Annotated in this window: 19 protein-coding genes; 6 read left to right on the plus strand and 13 right to left on the minus strand. The window is 74.7% G+C overall.

Annotated features, from left to right (window positions below; all coding sequences use genetic code 11):
* Positions 1 to 49 precede the first annotated feature (49 nt).
* On the minus strand, positions 50 to 532 hold the full coding sequence (locus tag NH342_RS08820; protein WP_091057700.1) for a CarD family transcriptional regulator: 483 nt from the start codon (positions 530 to 532) through the stop codon (positions 50 to 52).
* A gap of 167 nt (positions 533 to 699) precedes the next feature.
* Between NH342_RS08820 and NH342_RS08825 the strand changes: the two genes are divergently transcribed.
* Entirely contained in the window at positions 700 to 1,524 is an 825-nt protein-coding gene (locus tag NH342_RS08825) for a UbiA family prenyltransferase (RefSeq protein ID WP_253013819.1), read from the plus strand.
* On the opposite strand, the gene NH342_RS08830 is transcribed toward NH342_RS08825, so the two are convergent.
* A complete protein-coding gene (locus tag NH342_RS08830) occupies positions 1,518 to 3,062 on the minus strand; it encodes a cryptochrome/photolyase family protein (protein ID WP_253013821.1) in 1,545 nt (514 codons plus the stop codon). The genes NH342_RS08825 and NH342_RS08830 overlap by 7 nt on opposite strands.
* Positions 3,063 to 3,169: 107 nt before the next feature.
* Between NH342_RS08830 and NH342_RS24155 the strand changes: the two genes are divergently transcribed.
* The 3 genes from NH342_RS24155 to disA all read left to right on the plus strand — a co-directional run bounded on the left by NH342_RS24155 (position 3,170) and on the right by disA (position 6,332).
* Positions 3,170 to 3,730, plus strand: coding sequence for a copper chaperone PCu(A)C (locus tag NH342_RS24155; RefSeq protein ID WP_253013823.1), 561 nt, complete (start codon positions 3,170 to 3,172; stop codon positions 3,728 to 3,730).
* 40 nt (positions 3,731 to 3,770) lie between these two features.
* Positions 3,771 to 5,138, plus strand: a complete 1,368-nt coding sequence (gene radA, locus NH342_RS08840; RefSeq protein ID WP_253013825.1) for a DNA repair protein RadA — start codon at positions 3,771 to 3,773, stop codon at positions 5,136 to 5,138.
* A 111-nt stretch (positions 5,139 to 5,249) separates the two neighbouring features.
* The gene (gene disA / locus NH342_RS08845; protein WP_253013827.1) at positions 5,250 to 6,332 is read left to right on the plus strand and encodes a DNA integrity scanning diadenylate cyclase DisA; all 1,083 of its coding nucleotides are present in this window, start codon (positions 5,250 to 5,252) and stop codon (positions 6,330 to 6,332) included.
* On the opposite strand, the gene NH342_RS08850 is transcribed toward disA, so the two are convergent.
* Positions 6,329 to 7,045: a MucR family transcriptional regulator gene (locus NH342_RS08850; RefSeq protein ID WP_253013829.1), complete on the minus strand. Its 717-nt coding sequence runs from the start codon at positions 7,043 to 7,045 to the stop codon at positions 6,329 to 6,331. The genes disA and NH342_RS08850 overlap by 4 nt on opposite strands.
* Positions 7,046 to 7,146: 101 nt before the next feature.
* On the opposite strand from NH342_RS08850, the gene NH342_RS08855 reads away from it, so the two are divergent.
* Complete coding sequence (locus NH342_RS08855) at positions 7,147 to 8,019, plus strand: A/G-specific adenine glycosylase (RefSeq protein ID WP_253013831.1); 873 nt, start codon at positions 7,147 to 7,149, stop codon at positions 8,017 to 8,019.
* Positions 8,020 to 8,148: 129 nt separating this feature from the next.
* Here NH342_RS08855 and NH342_RS08860 read toward each other — a convergent pair whose 3' ends face one another.
* The 9 genes from NH342_RS08860 to NH342_RS08900 all read right to left on the minus strand — a co-directional run bounded on the left by NH342_RS08860 (position 8,149) and on the right by NH342_RS08900 (position 18,678).
* Entirely contained in the window at positions 8,149 to 10,686 is a 2,538-nt protein-coding gene (locus tag NH342_RS08860) for an ATP-dependent Clp protease ATP-binding subunit (RefSeq protein WP_253013833.1), read from the minus strand.
* Between the two features lie 340 nt (positions 10,687 to 11,026).
* Positions 11,027 to 11,383: an Lsr2 family protein gene (locus NH342_RS08865; RefSeq protein WP_253013834.1), complete on the minus strand. Its 357-nt coding sequence runs from the start codon at positions 11,381 to 11,383 to the stop codon at positions 11,027 to 11,029.
* A 151-nt stretch (positions 11,384 to 11,534) separates the two neighbouring features.
* On the minus strand, positions 11,535 to 13,040 hold the full coding sequence (gene lysS, locus NH342_RS08870) for a lysine--tRNA ligase (RefSeq protein ID WP_253013836.1): 1,506 nt from the start codon (positions 13,038 to 13,040) through the stop codon (positions 11,535 to 11,537).
* Positions 13,041 to 13,077: 37 nt separating this feature from the next.
* On the minus strand, positions 13,078 to 13,854 hold the full coding sequence (locus NH342_RS08875; protein WP_253013838.1) for a type III pantothenate kinase: 777 nt from the start codon (positions 13,852 to 13,854) through the stop codon (positions 13,078 to 13,080).
* Positions 13,855 to 13,867: 13 nt separating this feature from the next.
* A complete protein-coding gene (gene nadC / locus NH342_RS08880; protein WP_253013840.1) occupies positions 13,868 to 14,779 on the minus strand; it encodes a carboxylating nicotinate-nucleotide diphosphorylase in 912 nt (303 codons plus the stop codon).
* Positions 14,776 to 16,461, minus strand: coding sequence for an L-aspartate oxidase (locus tag NH342_RS08885; protein ID WP_253013842.1), 1,686 nt, complete (start codon positions 16,459 to 16,461; stop codon positions 14,776 to 14,778). The genes nadC and NH342_RS08885 overlap by 4 nt, the downstream gene beginning before the upstream one ends.
* On the minus strand, positions 16,458 to 16,895 hold the full coding sequence (panD, locus tag NH342_RS08890; protein WP_253013844.1) for an aspartate 1-decarboxylase: 438 nt from the start codon (positions 16,893 to 16,895) through the stop codon (positions 16,458 to 16,460). The genes NH342_RS08885 and panD overlap by 4 nt, the downstream gene beginning before the upstream one ends.
* The gene (gene panC / locus NH342_RS08895; RefSeq protein ID WP_253013846.1) at positions 16,892 to 17,746 is read right to left on the minus strand and encodes a pantoate--beta-alanine ligase; all 855 of its coding nucleotides are present in this window, start codon (positions 17,744 to 17,746) and stop codon (positions 16,892 to 16,894) included. Before panC ends, panD begins: the two co-directional genes overlap by 4 nt.
* A complete protein-coding gene (locus NH342_RS08900) occupies positions 17,743 to 18,678 on the minus strand; it encodes a Rossmann-like and DUF2520 domain-containing protein (protein WP_253013848.1) in 936 nt (311 codons plus the stop codon). The genes panC and NH342_RS08900 overlap by 4 nt, the downstream gene beginning before the upstream one ends.
* A gap of 245 nt (positions 18,679 to 18,923) precedes the next feature.
* Here NH342_RS08900 and NH342_RS08905 point away from each other — a divergent pair, with 245 nt between their 5' ends.
* Positions 18,924 to 19,703, plus strand: a complete 780-nt coding sequence (locus NH342_RS08905; protein WP_253013850.1) for an SDR family oxidoreductase — start codon at positions 18,924 to 18,926, stop codon at positions 19,701 to 19,703.
* A gap of 29 nt (positions 19,704 to 19,732) precedes the next feature.
* Here the strand turns inward: NH342_RS08905 and NH342_RS08910 are convergent.
* Positions 19,733 to 20,010 (minus strand): hypothetical protein (locus NH342_RS08910; RefSeq protein ID WP_253013852.1); only part of this gene is annotated, 278 nt, incomplete at its 5' end.

Here is a 20,010-nt window from a genome sequence, read left to right on the forward strand (position 1 = left end):
GGCCCCCGACCAGGTGGTCGGGGGCCCCTCGGACGAGCGGTGCGGGAGGTCAGCTGGCGAGGACCTCGTCGAGCAGCACCTCGGCCTTGTCCTCGTTGGTGCCCTCGGCGAGCGCGAGCTCGCTGACCAGGATCTGGCGGGCCTTGGACAGCATCCGCTTCTCCCCGGCCGACAGGCCGCGGTCCTTGTCACGGCGCCAGAGGTCGCGGACGACCTCGGCCACCTTGTTCACGTCACCGGAGGCCAGCTTCTCGAGGTTGGCCTTGTAGCGGCGCGACCAGTTGGTCGGCTCCTCGGTGTGCGGGGCACGCAGCACCTCGAAGACCTTGTTCAGGCCCTCCTGGCCGACGACGTCGCGGACACCCACGATCTCCGCGTTGTCGGCCGGGACCCGTACGGTCAGGTCGCCCTGGGCGACCTTGAGCACGAGGTAGGCCTTCTCCTCACCCTTGATGGTCCGCTTCTCGATCGCCTCGATGAGCGCTGCGCCGTGGTGCGGGTAGACGACGGTCTCGCCGACAGTGAAGCCCATGTGTGTGTGACCCCTTTCGCTGTCGCCCAGAATACCACGGGACAGGTGGGGAAGAACTGGTTGGTCCTGCCAAACGTGCAGGTCAGGGGCTTGTCGCTGGTCAGGGAGGGGTTGACAGAGGGGTGGTTGGTGTGCGTGTGCCGGGCGAGCGGCCCCGGTCGGGGCCTGTGCGCGCCGTCACGGCGATGGCGCTGGCGACCCACCTCGGGCCCACCGTCGCGGTCACCGCGGTGGCCACCCTGCTCGCCCTCGCGTCGGGCGCCGGGGCCGCCCGCACCGCCCTGGTCGGGCTCGCCGTGCTGGCCGGGCAGGCCTCCATCGGGTGGAGCAACGACTGGCTGGACGCCGGGCGCGACGCCGCGGTCGCCCGGGCGGACAAGCCGACCGTGCAGGGGCTGGTCACGCCCGCGCGGTTGCGCGCCGCCGCGCTGGCCGCCGTCGTCCTGGCCGTCGTGCTCTCCCTGGCCCTGGGCCCCGCGCCCGGGGTGCTGCTGCTGGGCGTCGTGGCCGGCGGCTGGGCCTACAACGCGGGCCTGAAGCGGACGGCGGCCTCGATGCTGCCCTACCTGGTGGCCTTCGGGCTGCTGCCCGCCGGCGTCGTGGCCGCCGCGCCGGGCACCCCGGTGGCGCCGTGGTGGCTGGTCGCGGCGGGCGCGCTGCTCGGCGGGGCCGCGCACCTGGCCAACGTCGCCCCCGACCTGGAGGACGACGCGGCCACCGGCGTGCGCGGGCTCCCGCACCGGCTCGGCGCCACCGTCTCCGCCCTGGTCGCCGCGGGTCTGCTCGGGGCGGCATCGCTGGTGCTGGTGCTCGGCCCGGCCGGTCCGCCGTCGGTGGTGGGCTGGGTCGCGCTGGTGGTCGCCGTCCCCGCCCTGGTGGTGGCCGCCCTCGCCGGCACCGCCCGGTTCCGGGCGGCGGCGTTCCCGGCGGTGATGCTGCTGACGGTGGTCGACGTCGTCCTGCTGCTCGTCGGTGGCGGTGCCGTTCAGTAGGGGTCGGTCCCCCGCTGCTGCTCCTGCTCCACGACCGCCTCGCGGTCCTTCAGGCGCCGCAGGCCGGCCAGCGGCTGGGCCATCCGCCGGTTGCCGGCCAGGGTGTCCTCGACCCGGTCCAGGAACCCCCAGTAGCCGGCGGTGAACGGGCAGGCGTCCTCCCCCAGCCGCTTCTTCGGGTCGTACCGGCAGCCACCGCAGTAGTCGCTCATCCGGTCGATGTAGGCACCGCCCGCCGCGTAGGGCTTGGTGGCCAGCACGCCCCCGTCGGCGTGCTGGCTCATGCCCACCACGTTGGGCACCATCACCCAGTCGTAGGCGTCGACGAAGGTGCGGTGCATCCAGTCGGTCATCGCCAGCGGCTCGATCCCCCGCTGCAGCGCGTAGTTGCCCAGCACCATCAACCGGGGGATGTGGTGCAGCCAGCCGCGCGAGCGCAGGTCGCCGACCACCCCGGACAGGCACGCGGCGTCCAGGTCGGTGGTGTCCAGCTCGGCCATCCAGGCCGGCACCTCGGCGTGCGCGCCCAGGGCGTTGCCGTGCCGGTAGTCCCGGCCCAGGTGCCAGTACAGGTGCCAGATGTAGTCCCGCCAGCCCATCACCTGCCGGACGAACCCCTCCACCGAGTTCAGCGGCAGGCCCTCGTCGCGGTAGGCCTTCTCCGCCCGCTGCACCACCTCGGCCGGGTCGACCAGACCCAGGTTCATCGGCGCCGACAGCAGCGAGTGCGCCAGCCACGGCTCGCCGGCGAGCATCGCGTCCTCGTGCGGGCCGAAGGCGGCCAGCCGGTGGGCCAGGAAGTCGCGCAGCCGGTGCAGGGTCTCCCGCCGGGTGACCGGGAACAGCCGGGGCCCGTCGTCGCCGACGAAGCAGACGTCGCCGTCGGCCTCCCAGCGGTCGAGGTCGGCCCGCACCTGCTCGTCGATCTCGTCCTCGGCCGGGATCCACGGCTCCGGCGCGGGCGAGCTGCCATCCTTCGGCGGCGGCTCCCGGTTGTCGTGGTCGAAGTTGTACTTCCCGCCGGTGGGCTCGCCACCCTCCATCAGGACGTCGTGGTGCTGGCGGGCGGCCCGGTAGAAGTCGTCCATCAGCAGCCGCTTGCCCCCGTCGCCGCCGCGGCCGGACGCCCAGCGGCGGAACGTCTGCTCGTCGGTGACGAAGCCGCGCGAGGCGAGCACCTGGACGCCGTCGCGGGCCAGCACGAAGTCCCGCGCCGGCCAGGTCGTGGGCGCGCAGACGCTCAGCGGCTCGTCGACGGCGTCCAGGGCCTCGCCGTAGGTGGTGGTCTGCAGGAAGCGGGCCTGGTCGCCCAGCTCGGCCGCCCGGTGGCGCAGCGCCGACAGCAGCAGGTGGGCCTTCTGCCGGTGGAACCGGCGCCGCCGGAACACCGCGCGGGACTCGACCAGCAGCACCTCCTGGTGCGGGTCGTCCAGGAAGTGCGGGCCGAGCTGGTCGGCGAAGCACCACCGCCGGGTGTCCGGCGCGCGGGCCGGGAAGTCGGCCAGTGCCGGGTCCTCCCCGGGGTCGTCGTCAGCCACGCCGGTCACCGCCACGCGCGCATCGTGGGCAGACCGATACGCTGCCCGCGACTCGAGTTGGACGAACGCACCCGGTGCCCACCGGTTGCCGGAGGAGGTCTCCCGCCGTGAACCGCGTGCTGCGCGCCGCCACGATCGGTGTGCTGGTGCTGTCCCCGGCGGTGCTGTCGGCCTGCAGTGCCGGCCAGATCGCCCAGACCGCCACCCAGGAGCGGGACATCCGCGGCGGCCAGGCCGACCTCGGCAGCATCCACCTGCGCACGGCCACCACCGCCTACCCGCAGAGCGGGGTCTACGAGGAGGGCGGCGACGCGCGGCTGCTGGTCGCCATCGCCAACTCCGGCACCTCCGACGACGAGCTGACCGACATCTCGGGCCCGGGCTTCGAGTCCTACGAGGTCGTCGACCCCACCGCCTCGGGCGACGCCTCCCCCACCGGGTTCACCATCCCGGCCGGCAGCAACGTCTACGTCGGCGACGGCGGTCCCCAGGTCACGCTGACCGGGCTCACCGAGGCCCTCACCCCGGCCCAGTCGCTCGAGGTCACCTTCACCTTCCGCGACGCCGGCGAGGTCACCCTCCCCGTCCTGGTCGGCACCCCCTCGCTCGACCTGCCCCGCGGCGAGCAGTTCGACTTCCACGACGAGGGCGGCGCCGCCGAGGGGTGACCTCCGCGGTTCTGTCGTACCCCCGGTCCACCATGGGGTCGTGCCGCCCACCGTCGTGAAGTCCCGCCCCGCCCACCGCTGCAGCGAGTGCGGGGCCACCTCGCCGCGCTGGGTGGGCCGCTGCCCCGAGTGCCAGGCCTGGGGCACCCTGTCCGAGGTCGGCGGCGGCGCCTCGGGCGGTCTGCGCGCCGTGGCCCCCGGCCCGGTCAGCGGCCGGGCCCGGCCGATCGCCCAGGTCGAGCTCGAGGGCTCCCGCGCGGTGCCCACCGGCATCGGCGAGTTCGACCGCGTCCTGGGCGGGGGCCTGGTGCCCGGCGCCGTGCTGCTGGTCGCCGGCGAGCCCGGGGTGGGCAAGTCCACCCTGCTGCTCGAGGTCGCCCACCGGGTGGCCGAGGCCCACGGGCCCACCCTGGTCGTCTCGGGCGAGGAGTCCGCGGCCCAGGTGCGGCTGCGGGCCGAGCGCATCGGGGCCCTGCACCCGCACCTGTTCCTGGCCGCGGAGACAGAGCTGTCCGCGGTGCTCTCCCACGTCGAGGAGGTCAACCCCTCCCTGCTGGTCCTCGACAGCGTGCAGACCGTGCGCTCCCCCGCCGTCGACGGCACCGACGGCGGCGCCACCCAGGTCCGCGCGGTGGCCAGCGCGCTCACCGGGGTGGCCAAGGCCCGCGGCATGACCGTCATCCTGGTCGGCCACGTGACCAAGGACGGCGCGATCGCCGGGCCCCGGGCCCTGGAGCACCTCGTCGACGTGGTCATCAGCTTCGACGGCGAGCGGCACTCCACGCTGCGGCTGGTGCGGGCCACCAAGAACCGGTTCGGCCCGGCCGACGAGATCGGCTGCTTCGAGATCGGCGACGGCGGCGTGGTCGGCGTCCCCGACCCCTCCCACCTGTTCGTCTCCAAGCGCGCTGCCCCGGTGGCCGGCAGCAGTGTCACGGTAACCATGGAGGGCAGCCGCCCGCTGCTGGCCGAGGTGCAGGCGCTGGTGGCCACGAACAACGGCGGTGGCTCGCCGCGGCGGGCGGTCAGCGGCCTGGACCCGCAGCGGCTGGCGATGATCAACGCGGTGGTCGAGCGGCGGGGCGGGGTGCCCCTGGGCGGGTCCGACGTGTTCGCCGCCTCCGTCGGCGGGGTGCGCATCCTGGAGCCCGCGGCCGACATGGCCGTCGCCCTGGCCATCGCCTCCTCGGCCAAGGACAAGGCGCTGCCGGTGGGCATGGTCGCCTTCGGCGAGGTCGGGCTGTCCGGGGAGGTCCGCCGGGTGGGCGGGATCGGCCGCCGGCTGGCCGAGGCCGCCCGGCAGGGCTACACGCTCGCCGTCGTCCCGCCCGACCCGGGCCCGGTGCCGCGCGGCCTGCGGGTGGTCGAGGTGCCCGACCTGGGTGCCCTGCTGAACCGCCTGTTCTGAGCCGGGCGGCGGCAGGTCACCGGCCGGTCACGGGGAGACCGCGCGGCCAGCCCCGCCCAGGCCGGTCACCTAGACTCGGCGCAGCCGTCCCGCCCACGTCAGGAGCAACCCGTGCCCGCCCTGGACCCCGACGTCGCCCTGCGCGAACTGCTCGGGCGCATCGCCCCGGGCACCGCCCTGCGCGACGGCCTGGAGCGGATCCTCGCCGGTCGCACCGGCGCGCTCATCGTCCTGGGCTACGACGGCGTGGTCGAGTCCCTGTGCACCGGCGGGTTCGCCCTCGACGTCGCGCTGTCGGCCACCCGGTTGCGCGAGCTGGCCAAGATGGACGGCGCGGTCATCGTCTCCGCCGACGGCCTGCGCATCGTCCGGGCCGGCGTGCACCTCATGCCCGACCCGACCATCCCCACCGAGGAGTCGGGCACCCGGCACCGCACCGCCGAACGGGTGGCCCTGCAGACCGGGTTCCCGGTGATCTCGGTCAGCCAGTCGATGCACATCATCTCGGTGTACGTGGCCGGCCGGCGCTACACCCTGGAGCACCCGACCACCATCCTGGCCCGCGCGAACCAGGCGCTGGCGGCCCTCGAGCGCTACAAGCTCCGCCTCGACGAGGTGGCCAGCACGCTCTCGGCCCTGGAGATCGAGGACCTGGTCACCGTCCGCGACGCCATGAGCGTGAGCCAGCGGCTGGAGATGGTCCGCCGGATCGCCGACGAGATCGAGGGGTTCGTCATCGAGCTCGGCACCGACGGCCGGCTGCTGGCCCTGCAGCTGGACGAGATGCTGGCCGGCGTCGAGGAGGACCGGGGGCTGCTGGTCCGCGACTACCTGCCCGCCGACGGCCGGCGTGCCCCGGCCGGGGAGCAGGTGCTCACCGACCTGCGGGCGTTGAGCGCCACCGAGCTGCTCGACCTGTCCGCGGTGGCCCGCTGCTACGGCCTGCCCACCTCGCCCGACGCCCTGGACTCCCCGGTCAGCCCGCGCGGCTACCGGCTGCTGGCCCGGGTGCCGCGGCTGCCCGCGGGCATCATCGACCGGCTGGTCACCCACTTCGGTGGCCTGCAGAAGCTGCTCGCCGCCACCATCGAGGACCTGCTCAGCGTGGACGGCGTCGGCGAGGCCCGCGCCCGCGGCATCCGCGAGGGGCTGTCGCGGCTGGCCGAGACCTCGATCCTCGACCGCTACAGCTAGCCGACGACGAACGCCGCCGGGGTGCCGACCTTGGTGTCCAGCCGGCCCTGCAGCGTGTAGCTGCCCGGCGCCGGGGCGGTCCGCGGCGTGCTGCAGCCCGGGGTGCTGGTCAGGCCGCCCCACTGGATGGGGATGCTGACCGCCTCGCCGACGGCGAGGGTGCGCGGGTCGCTGCTGACCTCGGGGAAGCAGTCGTTGCTGCCCCACACGCGGGTGCCGGCCGCGTCGAGCAGCACGACCTCGCGCAGCCCGGCATCCAGGCTGCGGGTGCACGGCACCGGCGAGGTGTTGGTGACCACCAGGGTGAAGGTCGGCTTGCTGGCCGCCGCGGCCTGCGGCGCCTCGGGCACCACGTCGACGGCGATCATGTCGTCGGTGCAGGCCTGGCCGGCGGTGTACTGCGGCGCGGCCGGCGCGGTCTCCACCACCGGTGCGGCGGTGGGCTCCGGGGCGGCGGTCGCCTCCTGCTCGGGCACCGGGGCCGACGAGGGCACGACGACGGCGGCCAGCGAGGGCACCACCTGCTCCAGCGACGGCACGCCCGCCGCGGTCTGCGTCGCGCTCGCGGTGACCGTCCCCGAGCCGTCGGGGGTCGCGGTGGCCGACACCGCCAGCCAGCTGCCCCCGCCGACCACCGACAGCAGGGCGCCCAGCACGAGGGCCCGCCGACGCCAGTAGACGCCCGCGGGCAGCTCGCCGACCGGGTGCAGCACGTCGGTGACGGTATCGGCGACCGGCCCCGGTGCCGGGGCGGCTCGCCGAGGGCGGTGGAACGGGGACAGGGCTGCCGCGGCGACTGGGACACTGGTGCCCCGTGACCACCCCGTCCCCCGGCGACGCGATCGTCGACTGGTACGCCTCCGCCGCCCGCGATCTGCCGTGGCGGCAGCCGGGCGTCGACGCGTGGGCGGTGCTGGTCAGCGAGGTGATGCTGCAGCAGACCCCGGTGGCCCGGGTGGAGCCGGTCTGGCGGCAGTGGCTGGCGCGCTGGCCCCGGCCCTCGGCACTGGCCGCCGAGCCCACCGGCGAGGTCATCCGGGCCTGGGGCAAGCTCGGCTACCCCCGGCGCGCGCTGCGCCTGCAGGCCGCCGCGGCCGCCATCGCGGCCGACCACGGCGACGTGGTGCCCGACGACGTCGCGGTGCTGGAGTCCCTGCCCGGCATCGGCAGCTACACCGCCCGGGCGGTCGCCTGCTTCGGGTACGGGCAGCGCCAGCCGGTGGTCGACACCAACGTGCGCCGGGTGGTGGCCCGGCTGGTGCACGGCCGGGCCGAGGCCGCCCCCGCCCGCACCTCCGACCTCGCCGACGTCGCCGAGCTGGCGCCGGCCGACCACGACCGGGCGGTGCGGTTCTCCGTCGCGGTCATGGAGCTCGGCGCGCTGGTCTGCGTGGCCGGCGCACCCCGCTGCGGGGTGTGCCCGGTGCGGGAGCTGTGCGCGTGGCGGCTGGCCGGGTCCCCCGCCCACGACGGACCCCCGCGGAAGGTGCAGCGGTTCGCCGGCACGGACCGGCAGGTGCGCGGCCGGCTGCTGGACGTGCTGCGCGCCGCCACCGGTCCCGTCGAGCAGCCCGCGCTGGACGCCGTCTGGGACGACGCGGTGCAGCGCGGCCGGTGCCTGGACTCGCTGCTGGTCGACGGCCTGGTCGTGCAGACCGACGACGGCCGGTTCGCGCTGCCGTCCTGACCCCGGCACGAAGGAGGCCCGCCACCCGCGGGGAGCGGGTGGCGGGCCTCCTGGTGACCCGCTGGGACGGCCCCGTCCCAGGGGCCCCGGGTGCGCGGAGCGCAGCTGGGGGTGGGACGGGGTCCTTCGTCAGCTTGCGGACTCGGCCTGGCCGTCCTCGTCGTCGGCGCCCGAGAGGGCCACCGGCGGGGTGTCGGGGACGTCGATCGGCTTGGTCTCGCCGCGGAAGGTGAACCGGGCCTTGGTCGGGTCGGCGTCCTCGTCGACGTCCACCACGATGATCTGGCCGGGGGCCAGCTCGCCGTAGAGGATCTTCTCCGAGAGCGCGTCCTCGATCTCGCGCTGGATGGTGCGGCGCAGCGGCCGCGCACCGAGCACGGGGTCGAACCCGCGGGCACCGAGCAGCTTCTTGGCCGCCGGGGTGACCTCGAGCGCCATGTCCTTGTTCTGCAGCTGGCCCTCCACGCGGGAGAGCATGAGGTCGACGATGTGGACGATCTCGTCCTCGGTCAGCTGGTGGAACACGACGATGTCGTCGATGCGGTTGAGGAACTCCGGCCGGAAGTGCTGCTTGAGCTCCTCGTTGACCTTCAGCTTCATCCGGTCGTAGTTGCTCTGGTCGTCGTTGCCGACCTGGAAGCCCAGACCCACGGCCTTGGAGATGTCCCGGGTGCCGAGGTTGGTGGTCAGGATCAGGATCGTGTTCTTGAAGTCCACGATCCGGCCCTGGCCGTCGGTCAGCCGGCCGTCCTCGAGCACCTGCAGCAGCGTGTTGAACACGTCCGCGTGGGCCTTCTCGATCTCGTCGAAGAGGACAACCGAGAACGGCTTGCGCCGCACCTTCTCGGTCAGCTGGCCGCCCTCGTCGTAGCCGACGTAACCGGGAGGGGCACCGACGAGCCGCGACACGGTGAACCGGTCGTGGTACTCACCCATGTCGATCTGGATGAGCGCGTCGTCGTCGCCGAACAGGAAGTTGGCCAGCGACTTGGCCAGCTCGGTCTTCCCGACGCCCGAGGGGCCGGCGAAGATGAACGACCCACCGGGACGGCGGGGGTCCTTGAGCCCGGCACGGGTGCGCCGGATGGCCTGGCTGACGCTCTTGATGGCCTCTTCCTGGCCGATGATCCGCTTGTGGAGCTCGTCCTCCATGCGGAGCAGACGCGAGGTCTCCTCCTCGGTGAGCTTGAAGACGGGGATGCCGGTCCAGTTGGCCAGGACCTCGGCGATCTGCTCCTCGTCGACCTCGGCCACGACGTCCATGTCGCCGGCCTTCCACTGCTTCTCGCGCTCGGACTTCTCGCCCAGCAGCTGCTTCTCCTTGTCGCGGAGGCTCGCCGCCTTCTCGAAGTCCTGGGCGTCGATCGCCGACTCCTTCTCCCGGCGGACGGCCGCGATGCGGTCGTCGAACTCGCGCAGGTCCGGCGGGGCGGTCATCCGCTTGATGCGCATCCGGGCACCGGCCTCGTCGATCAGGTCGATCGCCTTGTCGGGCAGGAAGCGGTCGGAGATGTAACGGTCGGCCAGCGTAGCCGCCGCGACCAGGGCCGCGTCGGTGATGCTGATCCGGTGGTGCGCCTCGTACCGGTCGCGCAGGCCCTTGAGGATCTCGACCGTGTGCGCCAGCGTCGGCTCGGACACCTGGATGGGCTGGAAGCGGCGCTCGAGCGCGGCGTCCTTCTCCAGGTGCTTGCGGTACTCGTCCAGCGTGGTGGCGCCGATGGTCTGCAGCTCACCGCGGGCCAGCATCGGCTTGAGGATGCTGGCGGCGTCGATCGCGCCCTCGGCGGCGCCGGCCCCGACGAGGGTGTGGATCTCGTCGATGAACAGGATGATGTCGCCGCGGGTGCGGATCTCCTTGAGGACCTTCTTCAGCCGCTCCTCGAAGTCACCGCGGTAGCGGGAACCGGCGACGAGGGCGCCGAGGTCGAGGGTGTAGAGCTGCTTGTCCTTCAGCGTCTCGGGCACCTCGCCCTTGACGATGGCCTGCGCCAGGCCCTCCACGGCGGCGGTCTTGCCGACGCCGGGCTCGCCGATGAGCACCGGGTTGTTCTTGGTGCGGCGGGAGAGCACCTGCATGACCCGCTCGATCTCCTTGGCCCGCCCGATGACCGGGTCGAGCTTGGAGTCGCGGGCGGCCTGGGTGAGGTTGCGGCCGAACTGGTCCAGGACCAGCGAGGTCGACGGCGTGCCCTCGGCGGGCCCGCCGGCAGCGGCCGGCTCCTTGCCCTGGTAACCGCTCAGCAGCTGGATGACCTGCTGGCGGACGCGGTTGAGGTCGGCACCCAGCTTCACCAGGACCTGGGCGGCGACGCCCTCGCCCTCGCGGATGAGGCCGAGCAGGATGTGCTCGGTGCCGATGTAGTTGTGGCCCAGCTGCAGCGCCTCGCGCAGCGACAGCTCGAGGACCTTCTTGGCGCGCGGGGTGAAGGGGATGTGGCCGGACGGGGCCTGCTGGCCCTGGCCGATGATCTCCTCGACCTGCTGCCGGACGCCCTCGAGCGAGATGCCCAGGGACTCCAGCGCCTTGGCGGCGACGCCCTCACCCTCGTGGATCAGGCCCAGGAGGATGTGCTCGGTGCCGATGTAGTTGTGGTTGAGCATCCTGGCTTCTTCCTGCGCCAGGACGACGACCCGTCGGGCTCGGTCGGTGAACCGTTCGAACATCTGCTGCTTCCCCTCTGACCGGCTCGGACGTGCGGTGCTGCTCCCCTCGCGGGGTCCTGCTGACCGACGTCGTCGGTGTCTTCTCCGATGAACGGGGCACCGGTCGTTCCACTGTAGTCGCGGACGACGGGCGCCGGAGCGCCGTCCACACCCGGAGGTGGTGTCGTCCACCCTGCTCAACCCCCGGTCCGGGGCCGGTGTTCCGCACCCGTTACGCCCTCAGCGGACGACGCAGGCCCGGCACCTTCCGGTACCGGGCCTGGCGACGTGCTAGAACGGCCCCCTCGCAGGGCCGCGGGCCGCGCGGAGCGTGGTCCGGGGGGGGCGAGGGGGTCCTTCCTCAGTGGGCGGCTTCGTAGGCCTCGACCACGCTGGCCGGGATGCGGCCGCGGTCGCTGACCTCGTGGCCGTTCTTGCGGGCCCAGTCGCGGATCGCGCCGGCCTGCTCGCGGTCCATCCGGCCGGCACCCGTGCCACCGGTGGCCTTGCTGCGCCCCCCGCCGGAGGCGCGACCCCGGCCGGCGACCTTGCGGGCGGCGCCGACGTACTTGGCGAACACCTCGCGCATCTCGGTGGCGTTCTTGTCCGACAGGTCGATCTCGTAGGTGGTGCCGTCGAGGGCGAAGGTCACCGTCTCGTCGGCGGGGACGTCGTCGTCGAAGTCGTCGCTGAGGATGACCTGGACCTTGCGTGCCATTTCTTCTCCTGCTGTCGTCGGCCCCCGTTGTGGCCACGTGCATTCCGCCGCCGAGAATGCGGCGGCGACGGAATGCATTCCACCACACCCCGGCCGGTAATGCGCAATTACCGCGCAGAACTGCTCGACGGGGTGAGTGGAACCGAATTGTTCAGGAAGTGAGCGGACGGACCAGCGGGAAGAGGATGGTCTCGCGGATGCCGAGACCGGTCAGCGTCATCATCAAGCGGTCCATGCCCATCCCGACACCACCGGTGGGGGGCATGCCGTACTCCAGCGCCTCGAGGAAGTCCTCGTCGAGCACCATCGCCTCGGGGTCGCCCGCGGCGGCCAGCAGGGCCTGCTGGGTGAACCGCTCGCGCTGCGCGGTGGGGTCCACCAGCTCGGAGTAGCCGGTGCCGCGCTCGATGCCGCCGATGTAGAGGTCCCACTTCTCGGCCACGCCCGGCGTGCTGCGGTGCGCGCGGGTCAGCGGCGAGGTGTCGGTCGGGTAGTCCACGACGAACGTCGGCGCCTGCAGCGAGTGCTGCACCAGCGCCTCGAACAGCTCCTCGACGAGCTTGCCGTGGCCCCAGGCGGGGTCGACGCCGAGCTCGACCCGCTCGGCGTGCGCGCGCAGCTGCTCGACGGTGGTGCCGGGCGTGATCTCCTCACCCAGCGCCTCGGAGGTGACGCCGTACAACGACACCTGCGGCCATTCCCCCGACAGGTCGACCTCGGTGCCGTCGTGGTGCCGCGCGGTGTGGTCGCCGAACAGCGCCGCGCACGATTCCTGCACCAGTTCCCGCGTCGTGCGGGCCATGTCCTGGTAGTCGGCGTGGGCCTCGTAGAACTCCAGCATCGCGAACTCCGGCGAATGCGAGGAGTCGGCACCCTCGTTCCGGAAGTTGCGGTTGATCTCGAACACCCGGTCCAGCCCGCCCACGATGCACCGCTTGAGGAACAGTTCCGGTGCGATGCGCAGGTACAGGTCGAGGTCGAATGCATTCATGTGCGTGCGGAAAGGGCGCGCCGTGGCCCCGCCGTGGACCACCTGCAGCATCGGCGTCTCGACCTCGAGGTAGCCGCGCGAGGTCAGCCCGGCCCGGACGGCGGCGTTCACCGCGGCGCGCTGGTGCACGGTGCGGCGGGCCTCGTCGCGGACGATGAGGTCGACGTAGCGGCGGCGGACCCGCAGCTCCTCGCTCATCGGCTTGTGCGCCACCGGCAGCGGGCGCAGCGCCTTGGCGGCCAGCTGCCAGGAGTCGGCGAACACCGACAGCTCCCCGCGCCGGGAGGTGCCCACCTCGCCGGTGACCAGCACGTGGTCTCCGAGGTCGACGTCGGCCTTCCACGCCGCCAGCGCCTCCTCCCCGACCCGGTCGCGGGAGAGCATGACCTGCAGCTCGGTGCCGCCCTCGCGCAGCGTGGCGAAGCACAGCTTGCCGGTGTTGCGGCTGAAGATGACCCGGCCGGTGACGCCCACGACCTCACCGGTCATCTCGTCGGCGTCCAGCTCGGGGTGGGCCTCGCGGACGGCGGCCAGCGACGTCGTCCGGGGCACCGAGACCGGGTAGGGCTCGACGCCTGCCTCGCGCAGCCGGTCGAGCTTGCCGCGGCGGACCCGCAGCTGCTCGGGGAGCTCGTCGTCGGGGGTGTCGGTGGGGCCGTCGGTCACCGGGCAAGGGTACGGAGGGACCCCGGGCGGCTCGCCCTCACCTGGAGGACTGGTGCCGTTCGTGGGCCAGCCGCAGGCCCTGCACGGTCAGGTCGGGGTCACGCTCCCCGACCGACCGGCAGCTGTCGACCACCAGGGGGTGCAGCCCGCCGGTGGCGACCACGACCGGCCCGACGCCGAAGGTGGTCATCAGCTCGGCCGCCACCCGGTCGACCAGCCCGTCGACCAGCCCGGCGAACCCGAGGACGACGCCGGACTGCAGCGCGGCGACGGTGTTCTTGCCGATCGCCTTCTCCGGCACGGTGAGCTCGACCGAGCGCAGCTGCGCCGCGCGGGTGGCGAGGGCGTCCAGCGACACCTCGACGCCGGGCGCCAGCGCCCCGCCGAGGAACTGGCCGGCCGGGCCGACGGCGTCCACCGTGGTGGACGTGCCGAAGTCGACGACGACCACCGGCCGGCCGGTGCCGTCGGGCCGCTTGCCGTACAGCTCGTGGGCGGCCAGCGCGGTGACCACCCGGTCGGCGCCCACCTCGCGCGGGTTGTCCACGTGCAGCGGGACGCCGGTGCGCACGCCCGGGCCGACCAGGGTGACCGGGACGTCGAGCCGGTCCAGCAGCTGGCGCAGCACCGGCAGCAGCTGAGGCACCGTCGAGCAGGCGGCCACGCCGGTGACGTCGGTGTCGCGCAGCAGGCCGCGCCAGACCAGCTGGATCTCGTCCGCGGTCGCGCGGGGCTGGGTGCGCACCCGCCAGCAGCCGGTCACCCGGGCGCCGTCGAAGGTGGCCAGCACGGTGTGGCTGTTGCCGATGTCCACGCAGAGCAGCACGTCAGGCCCGCAGGTCCAGGGCGAGGTCGAGGATCGGCGAGCTGTGGGTGAGCGCGCCGACCGACAGGTAGTCCACGCCCGTGGCGGCCACCGCGCGGGCGCCGGCGAGGGTGAGCCCGCCGGTGGCCTCGGTCTGCGCCCGCCCGCCGACCGCCACCACGGCCTCCCGCAGGACGTCGGGGGGCATGTTGTCCAGCAGCAGGAAGTCCGCGCCCGCCTCGACGGCCTCGACCGCCTGCGCGACGGTGTCGGCCTCCACCTGCACCGGCACCCGCGGCGCCCGCTCCCGGACGGCGGCGACGGCGGCGGCCACGGAGCCCGCGGCGGCGACGTGGTTGTCCTTGACCATGGCGACGTCGTAGAGGCCCATCCGCTTGTTCGACCCGCCCCCGCAGCGCACCGCGTACTTCTCCAGCGGCCGCAGCAGGGGCGTGGTCTTGCGGGTGTCCAGCACGACCGCGCCGGTGCCCTCGACGGCGTCCACCCAGGCCCGGGTGGCGGTGGCGATCCCCGAGGCGCGGCTGGCGATGTTCAGCGCCGACCGCTCGGCGGCCAGCAGGGCGCGCACGTAGCCGGTGACGGTGAGCAGCACGTCGCCGCGGCGCACCCGGTCACCGTCCGCCGCGCCGGCGGCCAGGGTCGCCGAGGGCGCCAGCCGGCTGAACACCCGCGCGGCGACCGGCAGCCCGGCGACGACGCCGTCGGCCCGGGCGACCAGGTCGGCGGTGCCGCGCTGGGTGGCCGGGACGGTGGCGGCGCTGGTGACGTCGTGCGCCACCGCCTGGTCGGGGGCGTGCGGCAGCGGGGAGCCGCCGGTCAGGTCCTCGGCGAGGGTGCGCTCGACCAGGTCGGTCACCCAGGCCTCGTCCAGGCCGGTGCCGGCCAGGTCACGGGGGTCACGGGCACCGCTCACCAGGTCACCTCCGGGGGCGTGCCGACCGGGCGCGGGGTGAGCTGCAGGGTGCCGTCGGCGTGCAGCGCGACGTCCAGGTGCACCCGCCAGGCGTCGTCGTCGTCGGGGTGGTCCTCGCGCCAGTGGCAGCCGCGGGTCTCCTCGCGGGCCCCGGCGGCGGCGGTGAGCGCGGTCGCGACGGTGAGCAGGTCGGTGGCCTCCCAGCCGGCCACGCCGGGCTCGGCGGTGCCCAGCAGGTCGGCGATCGCGGCCAGCTCGCCGGCGGCGACGGTCAGCCCGGCGCCGCTGCGCAGGGCGCCCACGCGGGTGGACATGGTGGCGGTGAGCCGGCTGCGGGCGGCGGGGTCGAGCAGGCCGTCGAGGTGGGCGACCTGCGGCGGGCCGTCGGCGGGGTCGGGCAGGCCGGCGGCCAGCTCCGCGCCGATCCGGCCGGCGAAGACGAGCCCCTCGAGCAGGGAGTTCGACGCCAGCCGGTTGGCCCCGTGCACGCCGGTGCAGGCCACCTCGCCGCAGGCGTAGAGGCCGGGCACCGTGGTGCGGCCGGCCAGGTCGGTGACCAACCCACCGGAGGCGTAGTGCGCCGCCGGGGTGACCGGCACCAGGTCGGTGACCGGGTCGATGCCGGCCTCCCGGCAGCGGGCCACGATGGTCGGGAAGCGCTGGGCCAGGCCCTCGACGTGCCGGGCGTCGAGGAAGACGTGGTCGGTGCCCTCGCGCAGCATCACCCGGGTGATTGCCTTGGCCACCACGTCGCGGGGGGCGAGCTCGGCCAGCGGGTGCACGCCGACCATGAACCGCTCGCCGGCGGCGTCGCGCAGCAGCGCGCCCTCCCCGCGCAGCGCCTCGCTGACCAGGGGCTGCTGGCCGCGGGAGCCCGGGCCGAGGTAGAGCGCGGTGGGGTGGAACTGCACGAACTCCAGGTCGGTGGCCACCGCCCCGGCGCGCAGCCCCAGCGCGACGCCGTCACCGGTGGAGACCGAGGGGTTGGTGGTGGCGGCGTAGACCTGGCCCATGCCGCCGGTGGCCAGCACCACCGCGCGGGAGCGCACCGCGCCGACGCCGTCGGAGCTGCCCTCGCCCAGCACGTGCAGGGTCACCCCCGCGGCGCGGCCGGCCGCGTCGGTGACCAGGTCGAGCACCATCGCGTGCTCGACCAGGGTGATGCCGGGGTCGGCGGTGACGGCGGCGTGCAGCGCCCGCTGCACCTCCGCACCCGTGGCGTCGCCGCCGGCGTGCACGATCCGGTCGGCGTGGTGGCCGCCCTCCCGGGTGAGCAGCAGCTCGCCGTCCGGGCCGCGGTCGAAGGCCGCCCCCCAGGCCATGAGCTCGCGCAGCCGGTCGGGGCCCTCGGTGACCAGCGCGTGCACCGCGTCGGGCTCGCACAGCCCGACGCCGGCGGTCTCGGTGTCGGCGGCGTGCGCGGCCGGGGAGTCGGTGGCGGCCAGGACCGCCGCGATGCCGCCCTGCGCCCACCGGGTGGACCCGTCGTCCACCTCGACCTTGGTCACGACGGCGACCGACAGGCCGGCGGCGCGGGCGTGCAGTGCCACGCACAGGCCCGCGACCCCGGAACCGACCACGCAGACGTCGGCGACCAGCTCCCACCCGGGGACGGGTGCGGCCAGCCGCGACGGCAGCCGCGTGGTCAGCGGGGGCCCCACGACCGGGCCGGCGAGTGTCACCCGCGGACCGTATCCCCCCGGGCATCCCCCCGGACCAGGCCGTTGCCCGCGACGCCGGGCGGCGGGGTCGCGGGGTCGGCACCGAGCTCGACCACCCGGTTCCCGGCGTCGACGTGCACGACCTTCGGCAGGAAGGACTTCGCCTCGGTCTCGTCCATCAGGCCGTAGCTGATCAGGATGACCAGGTCGCCGGGGTGCACCAGGTGGGCGGCGGCGCCGTTGATGCCGATGACGCCCGAGCCGCGCTCGCCCGGGATCGTGTAGGTCTCCAGCCGGGCGCCGTTGGTGACGTCGACGATGGCCACCTGCTCGCCGGGCAGCAGGTCCGCGGCGTCGAGCAGGTCTTCGTCCACGGTCACCGAGCCGACGTAGTGCAGGTCGGCCTGGGTGACGGTGGCCCGGTGGATCTTGGACTTGAGCATCGTGCGCATCATCGGGGCTCCCCCAGGGTCACGGCGGTGTTGTCGATCAGGCGGGTGCCGCCGGCGCGGGCGGCGACCAGCAGGCGGGCCGGGCCGGTGGACGGCGCCGGCCCCAGGTCGGGGTCGGTGAGGGCGAGGTAGTCGGGTACCAGGGAGGGCTCGGCGTCCAGCACCTGCCGGGCCGCCGCGAGGACGGCGTCGGGCCCCCGGTCGCCGGCGGCGGCTCCGGCGCGCAACGCGGCCGAGATGGCCGCGGCCGCCGACCGCTGGGCGGGGTCGAGGTAGCGGTTGCGCGAGGACAGCGCCATGCCGTCGTCCTCGCGGACGGTGGGGACGCCGACCACCTCCACGCCCAGCGCCAGCTCCCGCGCCATCCCACGGAGGAGCGTCAGCTGCTGGTAGTCCTTCTCGCCGAACACGGCGACGTCCGGGCGCACCAGCCCGAACAGCTTCGCGACGACGGTGAGCACGCCGGCGAAGTGCCCGGGCCGGACGGCGCCCTCCAGCACCTCGCCGAGCGGGCCGGGGTGCACGGTGACGCCGAGCGCGCCGCCCGGGTAGACCTCGTCGACGCCGGGGTGGAACACCACGTCGGCGCCCTCCTCGGCCAGGGCGGCGAGGTCGGCCTCCCACGTCCGGGGGTAGCGGTCGAAGTCCTCGCCGGGGCCGAACTGGGTCGGGTTGACGAACACCGAGACGACCACGCTGCCGCCGAGCGTGCGGGCGTGCCGGACCAGCGTGCGGTGGCCCTCGTGCAGGGCGCCCATGGTGGGCACCAGCACGACCGGGCCGGGCAGGTCGGCGACCAGCTCGAGCAGCTCGGCGGCGGTCTCCGCGACGGCCGTCGTGGCGACCGCGGTCACCGGGGCACCTCCACCCCGTCGAGCAGGTCGGTGAGCGGCTGCGCCTCGTGCGGCTTGAGCCGGCCGGCGGCGGCGGCGCGCTCGGTGGTGCGCCGGGCCATGGCGACGTAGCCGGCGACGGCGTCGGGGGCCCGCTCGGCCAGCGCGGCGACGTGGCCGGCGACGGTGCCGACGTCGCCCCGGCTGACCGGGCCGGTCAGCCCGGCGTCCCCGCGGCGCAGGCCGTTGTCCAGCGCCGCCGACAGCAGCGGGCCCAGCACCCGGGCGGGCTGGTCGACCCCGGCGGTGCGCAGCAGGTCGGCGGCCTCGGCGACCAGGGTGACCAGGTGGTTGGCGCCGGTGACCAGCGCGGCGTGGTAGAGCACGCGGTCGGCCTCGGCGACCCAGAACGGTTCACCGCCCATCTCCAGGACGACGGTCTCGGCGACGGCGCGGTGCTCGGGCCGGCTGGTGACGCCGAAGGGGGTGCCAAGCAGGCGGGGCAGGTCCTCGGGTCCGCCGGAGAACGTCATCGCCGGGTGCAGCGCCAGGCCCAGGACGCCTGCCTCCTCCGCGGGGGCCAGCACCCCCAGGCCGTGCGCGCCGGAGGTGTGGAGGGCCAGCTGGCCGCGACGCCACCCGCCGGTGCCGGCCAGGCCGGCGACGAGCCCGGCCAGGGCGTCGTCGGGGACGGCGAGGACGACGAGGTCGGCGGCGGCCACCACCTCGTCGGTGGGCAGCAGCGGGACGCCGGGCAGCAGCCGGGCGGCGCGGGCGCGGGAGGCGTCGGACAGGCCCGCGGCGGCGACCACGTCGTGGCCGGCGGCGGCGAGCGCGGCGCCCAGGACGGCGCCGACACGACCGGCTCCGACGACCCCGACGCGCAGGCGGGCGGGGCTGTGGCGGTCGGCGGGCAGGGCCGCGCTGAACCCGTCAGGGCTGAACTGGTCCATCGGTGTGCACCTCTCGTTCCAGGCCCTCGCGGGTCCCGGACTGCTCGGCGACGACGGGCCCTCCTCGTCGAGGACCCGGGTGGTGCTGGGTGGTACGGGGTGGTGCCGGTGCCCCGGGGCTCGGCTGCAACGGGTTGTCACGCGGTGACCGGGCGCCGACGAGTGTGCTACCCGGATGCGGCGCCGACCACGCCTGCGCGGTGTGGGCTCACCCACACCGGGGGGCGGTCGCTACGGTGCGGCACGTGACCGAAGCCGCTCGCACCGACCTGTTCTCCTTCGCCGGCCGCACCGCCCTGGTGACCGGCGCCAGCCGGGGCATCGGCCTGGCCATCGCCCGCTCGCTGGTCGACCGCGGCGCCCGGGTGGTGCTCACCGCCCGCAAGCCCGACGCCCTCGCCGAGGCGGTGGAGTCCCTCGGCGGGCCCGAGGTGGCCGTCGCGGTCGCCGGCAACGCCGCCGACCCCGAGCACCGCACCGAGGCCGTGCGGACCGCGGTGGAGACGTTCGGCAGCCTGGACCACCTGGTCGGCAACGTCGGCATCAACCCGGTCTACGGCCCGCTGCTGGAGACCCCGCTGGACGCCTTCCGCAAGATCCTGGACACCAACGTGGTGAGCACGCTGGGCCTGGTGCAGGAGGCCCACCGGGCCTGGCTGGGCGAGCACGGCGGGTCGGTGCTGATCGTGGCGTCGGTGGCCGGGCTGAAGTCCAGCCAGGGCATCGCCGCCTACGGCGTCAGCAAGGCCGCGCTGGTCAACCTGACCACCCAGCTGGCGGTGGAGCTCGGCCCGCAGCGGATCCGGGTGAACGCCGTCGCCCCGGCCGTGGTGAAGACCAGGTTCGCCGAGGCGCTGTTCGAGGGGCGCGAGGACGCTGTGTCCCGGCAGTACCCGGTCGGCCGGCTCGGCGTGCCCGAGGACATCGGCGAGGCCGGGGCCTACCTGCTGTCGGACGCGGCCGGCTGGGTCACCGGCCAGACCCTGGTGCTGGACGGCGGCGCGCTCTCCCAGGGCCCGATCTAGCGGTCTCGCCCCGCCCCCGCCGGTCGGGCCTACTGGTCGAGGACCCGGGCGAGGACGTCGTCGCCGTCGTCGTCCTCCTCGCGGTACCGGCGCCGCCGTCGGCCACCCAGGGTCGCGCCGGACTCGGCGAGGATCTGGGTGAGCCGCTGGTGGCCTGCCGTCTCGAAGACGTCGGGCTCGTGCTCGGGCTCGGCCGGTGGCGGCGGGGGCTCCTCCGGGGCCGCGCGGCGGTGCGGGCGCTGCGCGGCGTCCGCGGTGGTGTCGACCGGGTCGCCGAGGGTGCCCCACAGCCCGCTCGGCGGGCCGG

The organism is Klenkia sp. PcliD-1-E, from assembly GCF_024124375.1.
Classification (GTDB): domain Bacteria; phylum Actinomycetota; class Actinomycetes; order Mycobacteriales; family Geodermatophilaceae; genus Klenkia.